This window comes from Dorea acetigenes (genome assembly GCF_025567385.1).
Classification (GTDB): Bacteria; Bacillota; Clostridia; order Lachnospirales; family Lachnospiraceae; genus Claveliimonas; species Claveliimonas acetigenes.
The window spans coordinates 17654-32919 of the sequence record NZ_JAOQJU010000020.1; the positions used below are offsets into that span (position 1 = coordinate 17654).

Consider the following 15266-nt stretch of genomic DNA (forward strand, 5'->3'; position numbering starts at 1 on the left):
TTCTTATATTATAAAAATAGAGTGTTTCTTCAACACTCTATTTTTGCACATGATTAATTATATTTACGTTTTCTTGCAGCTTCAGATTTCTTTTTACGTCTAACACTTGGTTTTTCGTAATGTTCTCTCTTGCGAATCTCCTGCTGAATCCCAGCCTTTGCACAGTTTCTTTTGAATCTGCGTAAAGCGCTGTCCAACGTCTCGTTTTCTTTAACGATTACATTTGACATAGTCTCACACCTAACCTCCCCTCCAGCCCTATATTGTGCATCATACGACTGTTCGGGTATATTTATTGCACTACATACGATTATACCACATATTTTCCCCGCGTCAATGATTTTTCATTATTTTTTCTATGCAATCTGATTCTCTAATACTTCTTTTGCTTTCGCAAGGGCATCTTCAATTCCTGCAGGGTTCTTTCCTCCTGCCTGCGCCATATTCGGCCGTCCGCCGCCGCCGCCGCCCACAAGGGAAGCGACCTCCTTAATCAGATTACCGGCGTGGGCTCCTTTTTCCATTGCTCCCTGTGTCGCTGTAGCCATAAGGTTGACCTTGCCTTCGCCAGCAGATGCAATCACAACCACGCCTTCCCCAAGCTTCTCTTTCATCTGATCGCCCAGATCGCGCAGTCCGTTCATGTCGATGCCTTCTACCTTCACGGCAAGAAGTTTTACACCTTTTACTTCTGTAACCTGGTTCATAACATCACCCATCGCATCTTTGGCAAGTTTACTCTTCAGGCTTTCCACTTCGCTGTGCAGCGCTTTATTTTCGGAAAGAAGGTGGGTAATCTTTTCTGTCAGCCTGCCTGCAGATGCTTTCACAAGACGGGAAGTATCCTTCATCTCCTGCTCCAGCTCGTCATAATACTGCAAAAGCCCTTTGGATGTCAGAGCCTCTATTCTGCGCACGCCTGCAGATACGCCTGTCTCAGAGATAATTTTAAACGCCGTAATAACACCTGTATTCTCTACGTGAGTACCGCCGCAGAATTCTTTTGAGACATCTCCCATACTTACAACCCGGACAATATCCCCGTATTTTTCTCCGAACAGAGCCGCCGCTCCTGTCTTCCTTGCCTCTTCAATCGGCATGTTTTCTGCCTTTACAGGGAGACATTTTGCTATATTTTCGTTGACAATCGTCTCGACTTTTTTGATTTCTTCTTCCGTCAGCGCAGAAAAATGGGTAAAATCAAAACGAAGCCTGTTCTCATTTACAGAGGAACCTGCCTGCTCTACATGGCTGCCAAGCACGATGCGCAAAGCTGCCTGAAGCAGATGGGTAGCGCTGTGGTTCCTTGCAGAAAGGGCACGCTTTTCTTCATCCACTTTCAACACTGCCGTATCTCCGGTTTTTATCATTCCGGATACCACACAGCCTACATGGCCGATTTTACCGCCAGCAGCTTTTACCGTATCCTCTACCCGGAATTCACCTTCTGCTGTCGTAATTACGCCATTATCCGCTTCTTGTCCGCCGCTGGTTGCATAAAAAGGAGTTTCCTCTACAAAGATAGTTCCTCTTTCTCCGTCGGAGAGAGCTTCTACAATCTCTTTTTCCGTAGTAACAACTGTAATCTTAGACTCATGTGTCAAAGTTTCATATCCTACAAACCTGCTTGTTACAGAAGGGTCGATCTCATCATATACCGTAGCATCCGTGCCGCTATAACTATGTTCGCCGAATGTACCTTTTGAAGTATCCCGCTGTGCCTTCGCAGCCGCCTGAAAGCCTTCTTCATCAATCTGCATACCTTTTTCTTCCAAAATCTCTTTGGTAAGGTCTACAGGGAACCCATAGGTATCATACAGACGGAAGGCTTCCTCTCCTGACAATACCTTCTCTCCTTTTTTCTCCATCTCTGCTTCCATACCTGCAAGGATGGAAAGACCCTGGTCGATTGTCTTATTGAACTGTTCTTCCTCTTTAGTGATGACCTTAAAGATAAAATCCTTCTTCTCTTCCAGCTCCGGATAGCCATCCTTTGATCCTTCAATCACGGTCGTGGCAAGTGTTACAAGGAATTCTCCCTGAATGCCAAGCAGTCTTCCATGGCGGCAGGCTCTCCTTAACAGACGGCGAAGCACATACCCGCGTCCGCTGTTGGACGGCATAATTCCATCCGATACCATAAATGTAACGGAACGAATATGGTCGGTAATCACACGGATAGACACATCCGTATCGTAATCCTTGCCGTATTCTACTCCGGCAAGACGGCACACATGTTCACGCAGAGCATGAAGCGTATCAATGTCAAACATAGATTCTACATCCTGCACGATACATGCCAGACGCTCTAACCCCATGCCGGTATCAATATTTTTCTGTTCCAATTCCGTATAATGATTATGACCGTCGTTATCAAACTGGGTAAATACATTATTCCAGATTTCCATGTAACGGTCGCAGTCACAGCCTACCGTACACCCCGGTTTTCCACAGCCGTACTTCTCTCCACGGTCATAATATACCTCTGAACAGGGGCCGCAGGGGCCGGAACCATGTTCCCAGAAATTATCTTCCTTTCCAAAACGGAAAATCCGCTCTTCCGGAATCCCAATATCTTTATTCCAGATATCCCATGCTTCATCATCATCCTCATATACAGATGGATATAATCTGTCCGGATCAAGTCCTACCACTTCCGTCAGGAATTCCCACGTCCAGGCAATTGCCTCTTTTTTAAAATAATCCCCAAACGAGAAATTTCCCAGCATTTCGAAAAAAGTACCGTGGCGTGCTGTCTTTCCGACATTCTCGATATCCCCTGTACGGATACACTTCTGACAGGTAGTCACTCTCTTTTTCGGCGGAATCTCCTGTCCGGTAAAATATGGTTTCAGCGGTGCCATACCGGAATTAATCAACAACAGACTTTTGTCGTTGTGAGGCACCAGGGAAAAGCTTTTCATTGCCAGATGTTCCTTGCTTTCAAAGAATTCAAGGAACATTCTTCTCAATTCATTTACTCCGTATTTCTGCATAACGTCCTCCTCAAAATTCGACTATCTTTTTATTATAAAGATAAGCCCGCCGTTTGTCAACGGCGGGCAAACAGCTTCCTTATTGGTTTTCAGGCTGTTTACTTCAATTCAATCTCGGCTAATTCCTTCGGCGGAAGAGATTTCGTGGACGCTTTTACAAAGTCTTTAATCTTTTTCTGTGCCTTCGGTACCGGAATATTGGTTCCGGCTCCGGCTACGCATCCGCCCGGGCAGCCCATTCCTTCAATCAGACAGCCGTTCATCTTTCCTGCCTTCGCAAGCATAAGAGTCTTCCGGCACTCTGCCAATCCTTCTGCATGCTCCACATTGACCTCCACATCCGGATAATACTCATGGATACATTTCTCAATTGCATCTGCCACGCCGCCTGCTACCGCATATCCACGGCCTGCCCCTGTCGCGTTATGGAAGGAAGATTCTGCCTCATATTCTTCCAGATTGATATCCTTCGCATCGAACATCGCCTGTAGTTCTTCAAAAGTAATGACAAAATCCACATCGCTCCTTACTGTTCTTCTCATTGCTTCCAGTTTTTTCGCCGCACAAGGTCCTATAAATACAACGCGGGCATTCGGATGCTCTTTCTTAATGGTACGCGCAGTAGCAACCATAGGCGTCAGTTCCTGGGAAATCTGGTCAATCATATCCGGGAAGAATTTCTTCGCCATCATCGCCCAGGATGGGCAGCAGGAAGTAAGCAAGAACGGAAGTTCTCCGGTAGTCACCTTCTCTACATAATGATGTGCCTCAGAAATCGCCCCGATATCTGCTCCTAATGCGACCTCATACATTTCCGCAAATCCAAGTTCACGAAGAGCTGCCTTCAAATTTCTGGGGGTAATATTATCCCCGAACTGTCCCACAAACGCAGGTGCAATCTCTGCAATAATCTCATCACCTTCACTAAGCGCACGGGCAAGCTGGAAAATCTGAGATTTATCAGAAATAGCGCCAAACGGACAGTTTACCATACACATGCCGCAAGATACACATTTGTCATTATTAATATGTGCACGCCCCATATTATCTGTCTCAATCGCTCCCACGCCGCATGCTTTGGCACAGGGACGGGTCTTCTGTGAAATAGCATCATACGGACATGCTGATTTACATTTCCCACACTTAATACATTTGGTCTGATCTATGTAGGAACGGCCATTCACCATGGAAATAGCCCCTTTCGGACAGACCTCCATACAAGGATGCGCAAGGCACCCTTTACACATGTTACTGACTTCGTACCCCTTCTCCTCACACGCCTCACAAGCGGAAGGAATCACCTGCATAAGCGGCGGTTCATAATACTTGTCAGAAATATTGCTTGATTCTACACCGGCAGTAAGATGAACCGGCTTGTCCTCCGGACGCAGCGAAAGTCCCATCGCAAGGCGCAGCCGCTCTCTTACGACCGCACGGGCACGATATACGCTCTCCCTGTATCTTGTCTCATCATTCACCATCTTATATGGAATCGCTTCCATATCATCACACAACGTCTCCTCATTTGCATGAAACCCCAATCTTGCAACTTCCTCAAATACCTGCCTTCTTAATTTTCTGACAGTCGTATCCAGTCCTCTCATCATAGGTCCTTTCCTCCTAAATTCCTTTCTTATATATTAAATATACTGAATTGACAAAACCATGTCAACTTAATTTCCTTTTCCAAAAACCTTCTGTGCATAATGGACAGATTGCATCGCATCTTTTCCATAGAAATCCGCGCCTATCATATCTGCATATTCCTGATTGAGAACAGCTCCGCCCACCATCACAAGGCAGTCCGGCTTTGCCTTTCTAAGCTGTCTGATAGTCTCCTCCATACTGGTCACGGTTGTCGTCATCAGTGCACTTAACCCTACCAATTTCACCTTCTGCTCCACTGCCGTTTCCACAATCTTCTCCGGTGCTACATCTTTCCCCAAATCAATCACATCAAAACTGTAATTTTCAAGAAGAACCTTTACGATATTTTTTCCGATATCGTGGATATCCCCCTTTACAGTAGCCAAAATAATCTTATCTTTCTTCTCTTCCGTATAATCACTCTTGGCTAAAACCTCTTTCAACACGGCAAATGCCTGTTTTGCAGCATCGGCACTCATAAGAAGCTGCGGGAGGAATACTGTTCCTTTCTCAAAGCCCTTTCCTACCACATCAAGCGCAGGGATTAACTGTGTGTTAATAATAGAAAGGGGGGCTTCTTCCTTCACAAGCTCAGCGGTTAGTTGGTGCGCTTCCTCCTTCAGTCCCCGTTCAATTGCTTCCTTCAGGCTGATTTTGCTCTGTCCTCCCACCGTGGGCGCGGCAGCCGGGACCTGGCTCCCATACCGTTCAATGTATGCCGTAAAATTTTCGTCATAATTCATCAGCGCACAGAAAGAATAATAAGAACGCATCATATCTTCCGAAGACGGATTGATAATTCCGGCGCTCAATCCGTTCTGCATCGCCATTGTATAAAAATTAGCGTTTATAGCAGGTCTGTATGGGAGTCCAAAAGAAATGTTAGATACACCCAGCACCGTCCTCACTCCCAGTTTGTCCCTTACCAGACGCAGCGCCTCCAATGTGGTTTTTGCTCCTTCCGGGTCAGAACTTATAGTCATGGCAAGAACATCTATTACAATATCTTTTTTATCAATGCCGTATTTTGCAGCTTCTGCTATAATTTTCTCTGCTATTTTAAGACGGCCGTTGGCTGTCTGTGGAATTCCCTCTTCGTCAATGGTAAGTCCGATTACCACACCGCCGTATTTCTGAATCAAAGGGAATACTGCTTCCATGGATTCTTTCTTACCGTTCACTGAATTTACCATGGGCTTACCATTATAAATGCGCATGGCCGCTTCCATCGCTTCAATGTCTACCGTATCAATCTGCAGTGGAAGGCTGGTAATACTCTGCAGTTCTTTCACCGCCTCCTGCATCATCGCCACCTCATCTATATCCGGAAGTCCTACGTTAACGTCCAGAATATGGGCGCCTTTGTCCTGCTGGGTAATCGCCTCTTTCAAGAGATAATCCATATCGTGGTCTTTTAAAGCCTGCTTCATCCGCTTCTTTCCGGTTGGATTGATCCGCTCTCCTATAATCACCGGTTTATCTCCGATTACCACCGCCCTGCCATAAGAAGATACGATGGTATCCGTTTTCTTCACCGGAGTTTTTACAGGAATCTTTCTGCAGGCTTCCGTCATCCTGAAAATATGCTCCGGCGTCGTTCCGCAGCATCCCCCGATTAAACATGCCCCCGTCTCCACAATCCTTTTCATTGTCTGCGCGAAGTCTTCCGGCGTTACATCATAATAGGTCACTCCGTCCTTCTGCTTGGGAAGTCCCGCATTTGGCTTCACAATGACAGGAAGTGACGTAACCGCCAGGATCTGCTCCAGAATCGGAAGCATCTGCTCCGGTCCCAGTCCACAGTTAATGCCCAAAGCATCTACTCTAAGACCTTCCAGCATGGCGACAACTGCGGGAACATCCCCACCGGTAAGCAGCTTTCCTTTCTCATCAAAAATCATTGTTGCAAATACAGGAAGCGTCGTATTTTCCTTTGCCGCAAGGACCGCCGCCTTCATCTCATAGGTGTCACTCATGGTTTCTATATGGATTAAGTCAGCTCCCGCTTCCTCTCCATATTTCACTGCCTCTGCAAAAGCCTCATAAGCCTTTTCAAACGACAGATCTCCCATAGGCTGTAAAAGTTTCCCGGTGGGACCAATATCCAGCGCCACGTAAACTTCCCTTCCATCGCGCACGCCCTGCTCTGCTCCTTTTCGCGCATTCTCAATCGCCGCTGTCACAATCTCCTTAAGTCCATACTCTCGACTGTGAAACTTCAAAGCATTCGCTCCAAAAGTGTTCGTCAATATAATATCGCTCCCGGCTTCAAAATACTTTCTGTGGATTTCCACCACCGCTTCTGCGTGTTCCAGATTCCATATTTCCGGAAGTTCCCCTGGCAAAAGTCCTTTTGCCTGAAGAAGCGTTCCCATTCCGCCGTCAAAAAATAATAATTCTTTCCCAAGTCTGTCTCTTAGCATTCTTCGTTCCTCCGATAGATACAATCTGTTTTATCACACAATTCGCAGCCTTTTATATGGCAGGGGGCTTCTGTCTCACTTACTCCGATTACTGCCGTTACAGATTTCATGGGTGTAAGCATACAACCGTCCGTCATTGTAAGTCCAATCGTCTTGGCGGCATCAAGCATTGCAAGCAGCACTCCCTGATGCTCAATTCCAAAGTCTCCGTATCCCGGGCTAAACCTCGGCCGCAGATACTTTCCCTCTCCGGCCAGCTTCTCAGCTATCTCACGCTGTTTCTCATCCAGAAACTCTTCCAACATGGCGGCAGCAGCAGCCTGACAGATTACTGCCCTTGCCATATCTGTGAGGGAATATCGTTTCATCAGCATATCCACACCCACACCCAAGGTAGCACCCAGAACAATCACCTCAGAACATCCCTTCATATTTTTGCTTAAATTCTTACTTACAATATGCATTTTCCCTATACGCAGACTTCCGTCCTTCTCCCGGGACAATTCAAAAATGCGATAGATGATTCTCTTCTGCGCCACATCCGCAAGCTCCCGAAAGCACTCGTCAAGCATCGCATATACATGATCATCTACCGCATGTTTTCCATATCCCAGGTAACGAATAGCTTCCTTCGTTTCCTTATTCATCCTTCGCTCCTATGCCTTTAGTATTTCCGACAGATTATTCATAATGGCCCCTGCCACTTCCGGTTTATTCATAGAATAAACGTGAATACACTGGATTCCATTGGCAATCAAATCAATAATCTGATCTGTAGCATATGCTATTCCCGCCTGCTTCATAGCCTCAGGATTCTCTCCAAAATGATCCACAATCGCCCGGAAACGCTCCGGCAATATGGTTCCTGAAAGCTCACAGATCCTTTTCACCTGTTTCCCATTTGTAACCGGCATAATACCTGGCAAAACGGGAATGGTAATCCCCTGTTCCCGTATTCTATACAAAAAATTATAGAGAATACTGTTATCAAAAAACATCTGTGTTGTCAGGAAATCCACGCCGCAGTCCACTTTCTGTTTCAGATGACGGATATCATCTTTCTTATGCTCTGTCTCCACATGCCCTTCCGGATAGCATGCAGCACCGATGCAGAAATCTCCCTGCGCCTTGATATCCTCAATCAATTCATACGCATATTTATAATGATTCGGAAGCGGAAATTCTGTACTCTTCGGTATGTCGCCTCTAAGTGCAAGTATATTCTCAATTCCATTCTCTTTCAGCCTGTCTATCACCTGGTGTACTTCTTCCTTTGTAGAAGATACACAAGTCAAATGTGCAAGACTCGGTACTCCGAAATCTTCCTTAATCTTCGATGCAATCTTTACCGTATTCTTGCTGGTTCCTCCCCCCGCTCCATAGGTCACACTGATAAACGCGGGCTTAAGCGACGCAATCTTCTCTGTTGCCGAAAGCACGCTGTCGTAAGCGGCCTCCGTCTTCGGCGGAAACACTTCAAATGATATATGTACTTTGTTATCTTTTAATACGTCTTTGATTTTCATTCTCTTTCTTGTCTCTCCTTAAGCTGCTCTTTTGTATTCTTTATTTTACAGGTTATCATATAATTCTTCATACTGCTTTGCAGAATTCTTCCATGAAAAATCTTTCTGCATCCCTCGTTCTACAATCTTATTCCAGTCTCTCTTCTTGTCGTAATAGATGCTTTGTGCATAACGCACAGTTCCCAGCATTTCATGCGCGTTATAATTCGAGAAGCTGAATCCGGTTCCCGTCTTCTCAAATTCATTATATGGCTCTACCGTATCTTTCAGCCCTCCGGTCTCGCGCACAATCGGAACGGTACCATAACGAAGACTCATTAACTGGCTGAGTCCGCATGGTTCAAACAATGACGGCATCAGAAATGCATCGCATCCCGCATATATTTTATGAGACACCGGCTCAGAATAATAGATATTCGCCGACACCTTACCCGGATATTTCCATGCAAAATGACGGAACATATTCTCATATCTTTCTTCTCCCGTTCCAAGCACTGCAAACTGGACAGAGTCCTGACACATCTCGTCCATTACATGTGCAATCAAATCAAATCCCTTCTGATCCGTCAGGCGGGAAACAATACCAATCAGCATAGTCTTCGGATTCTGTTCAAGTCCAAGCTCTTCCTGCAGCGCCGTCTTATTCTTGATTTTCTCTTTCCTGAAATTAGAAACCGTATAATTCTTAAAGATGTATTTATCTGTCTCCGGATTGAAATCACCATAATCAATTCCATTCACAATGCCAGTCAGGCAGTTAGCACGAGCATTCATAAGTCCGTCCAGCCTCTCTCCATAAAACGGCGTCTTAATCTCTTCTGCATACGTATTGCTTACTGTAGTAACCTTGTCTGCATATACAATACCGCCCTTCAGGTAATTGGCATCGCCATAAGCTTCCAGCTTGTCCGAAGTAAAATAATAAGGCGGAAGCCCCGTAATATTCTGAATCCGGTTCACCTCCCAGGTTCCCTGGAATTTCAGATTATGAATCGTCATAATCGTCTTAATTCCGCGGTAATACTCATTACCATAACGGAAATTATCCAGATACACCGGTATCAGTCCGGTCTGCCAGTCGTGACAATGGATAATATCCGGCCTGAACTCTATTACAGGCAGGGCGCTTAAGACAGCTTTGGAGAAAAACGCGAACTTTTCAACATCTCCAAAAACCTCTCCATATGGAGCCCATCCACTGAAATAGTACTCATTATCTATAAAATAGAACGTAATTCCTTCGTACTCCATTTTCAGAATTCCTACGTACTCTGTTCTCCAATTCAAATCCATGTAAAAATGTGTTACATACTCTAACTGATCTCTCCATTCCTCTTTCATGCACATATACTTCGGCAGCATAACTCTGACATCGTATTTCTCTTTATCAAAATATTTAGGCAGCGACCCTGCTACGTCTGCCAGACCGCCCGTTTTAATAAACGGAACTGCTTCTGAAGTTGCAAAAAGTATTTGCTTCATAAAATTTCCTCCCATTCTCACGACACGATATAGAGATATTATACCGCATTTTTCGCCAGAAGGAAAGTCTTATCTGTTTTTATATTCCAATCTTAGCGTATCCGCAATCAATGCGATGAACTCTGAATTTGTAGGCTTCCCTTTCCCATTGCTTACTGTATAGCCAAATAGTTCATCTAATGTATCTAATTTTCCTCTGCTCCATGCCACTTCAATGGCATGCCTGATAGCCCTTTCTACACGGCTTGCTGTCGTCTGATGTTTTTTAGCCACGGTGGGATACAACACTTTTGTCACTGCATTCAGTACATCCATATCCTCGACAGCCATCATAATTGCATCTCTCAGATAGTGGTATCCCTTAATGTGTGCCGGAATTCCAATCTCATGAATCATATCCGTCACCCTGTTCTCCATGCTCACTTCATTTTCCTCTTCTGCATCTTCACCGCATGAACCGGGCACCGGCATTTTATGTCTGCCTTTGCTGGCGCTTTTAATGTAGCTTAAAATAATATCGTTATGAAATGGTTTCATTACATAATAATGCGCCCCTTTATTGAACGCATCTTCTGTAATCCGCTCTTGCCCTACGGCCGTAACAACGATAAAATTCGGATGTTTCTTAAGTGTTTTATCATTCTCGACCGCATCCATCACACTTAGCCCGTCCATTTTCGGCATAATCAAATCCAACAAGACAACATCCGGCTCTTTTTCCCTGATTACCTTACATATTTCCTCTCCATTGTTTGCCTTTCCAACAAGATTCAGGTCTCTGTCACTGCTTATAATTTCGCCAAGCAATTCCAGAATTCTTTCGTTATCGTCGGCTAACGCCACACTTATTTCTCCCATTTTTATGTTCCTCCTCCTTTTTCACTAAAAACTCGTCAAACACAATTATATGATTCGTCATATTCCAAATCAAGAAATTCAAGTCGTAAAAAGCTGACACCCTTCGACCTGTTTTCCGAATTCTTCTCTCATTCGACACTATTTTTCTATTCATTCGACCTTTTTAGCATAGTCTCTGCAAAAATTCCATAGCCTCTGGAGGGATCATTTACAAATACATGGGTCACAGCTCCCACCAGTTTTCCATCCTGCAAAATCGGTGAACCGCTCATTCCCTGCACAATTCCTCCTGTTGCATCCAGGAGTTCTTCATCCGTCACCTGGATTTCCAATGCTTTATTCGCCTCTTTCGCGTTTTTGTCAATATTTGTAATACGAATTTTATATTCCTTCAGCTTTCCGTCTACCGTACAGCGGATGGATGCTTCTCCTTCCCGTATTTCTTCCGCAGATGCCACTTCCACCGGATCCACCCCGGAAAACAATGCTTCCACTCTCTCAACCGTCCCGTAAATTCCTTCTTCTGTATTCTTTGTAACCGTTCCCAGCATATTGTAATTATTATACACAATAATACCTTCCATCCCACCCGGGACTCCGTCCGTCCCCTTCTGAATATCGCGAATACTGGTAGTGTACAGAGTCCCTCCTGAAATATCCAGAAGCTCACTGGTATCTACATCATGGATTCCATGCCCCAGCGCCCCAAAGGTACTGTCTGCATTCAAATAGGTAATTGTCCCCAACCCCTGTGCATTATCACGTACCCAGATTCCCAATTTATAGCCATCTGTACTGCACTTAACTGCCTGAATCCGGATATCAATGAACTGTTCATGACGCTTTACCTTCAATACCACGTCTTCATCTTCCAGTTTATCAACCATTTCAATTAATTCCGTTTTATTATGGATCTCTTCCTCATCCATACCGACGATATAATCCCCTTCCTTTACCAAATGTGCCGCCGGCTCATACTCCATGCCATCTTCAGCCTTAATCTTATCCGTCCCCAACACCAGTACGCCCTCCGTTTCCAGATAAATGCCAACAGGCATTCCGCCGGGAATTACCATTGTACCGCTGGTATTGACGCTCACCTCTTTGTTCAAAGTTTCTTGCTTATATTGGATTAAATAATATCCTCCGCCTACACTGACCGCAAATACCAAAACCATAATCAAAATCCGTTTATACCAGTATCTTTTCATAACAACCGTTCCTTTCACATCCTGAATATAAAATCTTGTTCTATGGGAACACTATTTTCACAGAACAAAAAAACAGATACTTTCTTCGTATCTGTTTTAGTATGTGATTTTTTTTTATTTTTACACAATATTATTTTGTATTTTGCGCCAGCTTCTTCATTTCCCGCGCACTGTTTAACACCGTCTCAGTAATCTGTGCGCCGCCCAGGATTCTTGCAAGCTCGCCAACGGATTCTTCTTCCGAAAGTTCCCGGATTCCCGTCCTGGTTACTCCGTCATCCACCGTCTTCTCAATAGCATAATGCCGATCTGCCATCGCCGCAATCTGTGCAAGGTGAGTAATGCAGATAACCTGATGGGTTCTGCCAATCAGCGCCATCTTTTCTGAAACTTTCTGCGCAGTCCTTCCACTGATTCCCACATCAATTTCGTCAAAAATCAAAGTCTCAATCTCATCCCTGTCTGCCATCACAGCCTTGATTGCCAGCATAATTCTGGAAAGTTCACCTCCGGACGCCACCTCCGCCAGCGGCTTCACCGGTTCACCCGGATTCATAGAAATCAAAAATTCCACATCATCTTTTCCACGAGCCGTGTACTCTGCAAGTTCTTCAAACCGGATTTCAAACTTCACATCCATAAAGTTCAAATCTTTCAGTCCGTTACAGATAGATTCTGTCAATATTCTGCCCTGCTCCTTCCGAATACTGCTTAATTCCCGGCAATAACGGGCAAGAATTCTTTCCGTCTCACTTAGACGCTGTTTTAAAGATTCCAGATAAGTATCATAATCCTTCAAGACGCAAAGCCGCTCTCGCTTTTCTTCCAAATAAGCAAGAATATCGGCTACCGAATTACCATATTTTGTTTTCAAACGGTTTATTTCATTCAAACGCTCTTCCGTCTGATAGAATTCCTCTTCTGAAAATTCCATCGAAGCACTGTAATCCGCCAGATCCCTGTTGAAATCATTCAAAAGAGCGTCAATCTCCGCAAGCTGCCCATACAGCACCTGTGCCTCTTCGTCATATTGTGCCGCATCGGACAGGCAGCGGATTGCCCGGCTGATGCTCTCACTGGCATCCGACCCGCCTGAGCCCCCGGTATATGCATATGCTTCCCCGATGTTTTCCACAATTTTCCTGGCATTTACCATACGGCGGTACTCTGCTTCCAACACTTCATCTTCCCCTTCTTTCAAGCCGGCGCTTTCGATTTCCTGAATCTCAAATTCCAGAAAATCCGTTTCTTTCGCTCTCTCAGATTCTTCTGTATTCGCCAGCTTCCACTCATTCTTCAGACGCTTGTATGTCTCAAAAGCTTCCCTTACCTTCTCCAGCATCTCCTGAATATATTCCCTTGAAAATGCATCCAGAATTTCCATTTGGTGTTTTTTATACAGAAGCGACTGATGCTCATGCTGTCCGTGAATATCAATCAAAATTCCCGCTGCTTCCTTAAGCTGAGCCATAGAAACCGTCTCTCCATTAATTTTGCTGACACTTCTTCCTTCCATCAACCTACGATTCAAAACCACCATTCCGTCTTCCGGAAATATATCCAACTCTTCAAGCTTGCGTATCTGTTTTTTATTCTCCAGGGAAAATGTAAGTTCCACAAAACCATATTTTGCGCCTTTACGCAGAATATCCTTCGTGTACCGTCCTCCCAGCGCCAAGTTGACAGAGCCAAGAATAATTGATTTTCCTGCCCCCGTCTCTCCGGTCAGTATATTAAGTCCCTGCCCAAAATCAACCTCAATCTCTTCTATCAATGCCAGATTCTTCACATGTAAACTCTGCAGCATAATATCTCCTGTCTATATCACAAAATAATTTTACTGATTTTATCCATCACTTTTATCGTATCATCCGCACTTCGGATTGCACACATAATGGTATCATCCCCCGCAATGCTTCCAACCACTTCATTCCATTTCATGGAATCAATTGCCGCACAAACTGCCATAGCCATACCTGCTACCGTCTTAATTACCAGAATATTTTGCGCCATGTCCATAGAAACATACCCATCTTTCAGAACACGGATATATTTGTCACTCATCTCCGTCTCTGCCGTCTGATGTATGGCATACTTTTGCCTGCCGCCATCTGTCGGAACCTTCGTAAGCTTTAAATCCCTGATATCTCTGGATACGGTGGCCTGTGTTACCTTAAAACCTTCTTCGTTCAGATAATCTGCCAGCTCTTCTTGTGTCTCAATATGATATTTATTAATCAATTCTATAATTTTCGCATGTCGGTTAATCTTCATCGTACTAATTTCCCTTCATTTTCCTGTGCAGTATTTCCAAAAAGCTGAGTCCGTTCAGCTTCATAAGCTGTGTAATAGATTCGGACTTATGAACCGTCAGCTTCTGCCCTGTTTTTAATTCTACCATATCTGCACCATCAAATGTAATATAAACTTCTTCTGTCCTTCCATTCCTTCCCTCGCCAATCAATATCACGATCTCATCTTCTGATGACAACACGATACTGCTGGTATTCAAAGAATGAGAACAGATTGGGGTAATCACAATCAAGGATGCCGTTGGTTCTACCACAGGTCCCCCCGCTGACAGATTGTAGGCGGTGGAACCGGTAGGTGTAGATAGAATCACTCCATCCGCCTCATAAGAATTCAGGAAAGATCCATTCACATAAATATCAAAATGAATCAGCCGGAGTCCATTTTTCCTGGATACTACGATATCGTTCAGGGCAATATCCCTGCTTCCGTCTTCAAACTCTGCCTGAAGCATCATTCTGTTCTCAATCGTATAATGATCCGCAAGCATCTGACAAACCGCCTGTTCCACGCCGGACACCTCCACCTCGGTAAGATAGCCCAGCGTCCCCATATTAATCCCAAGGATCGGAATCTCTCTCCTCAGCATCCTTGCCACTTCAATCAAAGTCCCGTCTCCACCGATCACAATCGCACAATCAATCTCTGCCGGAACTTTCTCCTTCACAATCTTTTTATCCTCATCCTTCTCACAGAGGATACAGGTCTTTCCCTGTTCTTCCAAAAGGTGTTTCACCTTTGCGGTTACCCGTCCGCCGATATCCTTCCCGTCGTTCGTAACAATAAAAAACCGTTCCATTATTCCTAACCCTC

Annotated in this window: 12 protein-coding genes; all 12 read right to left on the reverse strand. The window is 44.7% G+C overall.

Going from position 1 to position 15266, the window contains the following annotated elements; genetic code table 11:
* Window positions 1–53: 53 nt before the first annotated feature.
* The 12 genes from rpsU to OCV99_RS13210 all read right to left on the reverse strand — a co-directional run bounded on the left by rpsU (window position 54) and on the right by OCV99_RS13210 (window position 15252).
* Complete coding sequence (rpsU, locus tag OCV99_RS13155; protein ID WP_004054229.1) at window positions 54–230, reverse strand: 30S ribosomal protein S21; 177 nt, start codon at window positions 228–230, stop codon at window positions 54–56.
* Between the two features lie 126 nt (window positions 231–356).
* On the reverse strand, window positions 357–2996 hold the full coding sequence (gene alaS, locus OCV99_RS13160; RefSeq protein WP_158371171.1) for an alanine--tRNA ligase: 2640 nt from the start codon (window positions 2994–2996) through the stop codon (window positions 357–359).
* A gap of 98 nt (window positions 2997–3094) precedes the next feature.
* Window positions 3095–4603, reverse strand: coding sequence for a 4Fe-4S dicluster domain-containing protein (locus OCV99_RS13165; RefSeq protein ID WP_158371173.1), 1509 nt, complete (start codon window positions 4601–4603; stop codon window positions 3095–3097).
* A 66-nt stretch (window positions 4604–4669) separates the two neighbouring features.
* Window positions 4670–7066 carry a homocysteine S-methyltransferase family protein gene (locus OCV99_RS13170; protein WP_158371175.1) on the reverse strand — a complete coding sequence of 799 codons (2397 nt, stop codon included), beginning with the start codon at window positions 7064–7066 and terminating at the stop codon, window positions 4670–4672.
* Complete coding sequence (locus tag OCV99_RS13175) at window positions 7060–7713, reverse strand: vitamin B12 dependent-methionine synthase activation domain-containing protein (RefSeq protein WP_158371177.1); 654 nt, start codon at window positions 7711–7713, stop codon at window positions 7060–7062. The genes OCV99_RS13170 and OCV99_RS13175 overlap by 7 nt, the downstream gene beginning before the upstream one ends.
* A 9-nt stretch (window positions 7714–7722) precedes the next feature.
* Complete coding sequence (gene metF, locus OCV99_RS13180) at window positions 7723–8592, reverse strand: methylenetetrahydrofolate reductase [NAD(P)H] (RefSeq protein WP_158371178.1); 870 nt, start codon at window positions 8590–8592, stop codon at window positions 7723–7725.
* 45 nt (window positions 8593–8637) lie between these two features.
* Window positions 8638–10074, reverse strand: coding sequence for a glycogen synthase GlgA (gene glgA, locus OCV99_RS13185; protein ID WP_158371180.1), 1437 nt, complete (start codon window positions 10072–10074; stop codon window positions 8638–8640).
* Between the two features lie 69 nt (window positions 10075–10143).
* Window positions 10144–10932, reverse strand: a complete 789-nt coding sequence (spo0A, locus tag OCV99_RS13190; RefSeq protein WP_158371183.1) for a sporulation transcription factor Spo0A — start codon at window positions 10930–10932, stop codon at window positions 10144–10146.
* 146 nt (window positions 10933–11078) lie between these two features.
* On the reverse strand, window positions 11079–12143 hold the full coding sequence (gene spoIVB / locus OCV99_RS13195) for a SpoIVB peptidase (protein WP_158371185.1): 1065 nt from the start codon (window positions 12141–12143) through the stop codon (window positions 11079–11081).
* Window positions 12144–12273: 130 nt separating this feature from the next.
* Entirely contained in the window at window positions 12274–13950 is a 1677-nt protein-coding gene (recN, locus tag OCV99_RS13200) for a DNA repair protein RecN (RefSeq protein ID WP_158371187.1), read from the reverse strand.
* Between the two features lie 17 nt (window positions 13951–13967).
* Entirely contained in the window at window positions 13968–14417 is a 450-nt protein-coding gene (gene argR / locus OCV99_RS13205) for an arginine repressor (protein ID WP_158371188.1), read from the reverse strand.
* Window positions 14418–14421: 4 nt separating this feature from the next.
* Window positions 14422–15252 (reverse strand): NAD(+)/NADH kinase, encoded by an 831-nt coding sequence (locus tag OCV99_RS13210; RefSeq protein WP_158371190.1) that lies wholly within the window; start codon window positions 15250–15252, stop codon window positions 14422–14424.
* Between the last annotated feature and the right edge of the window lie 14 nt (window positions 15253–15266).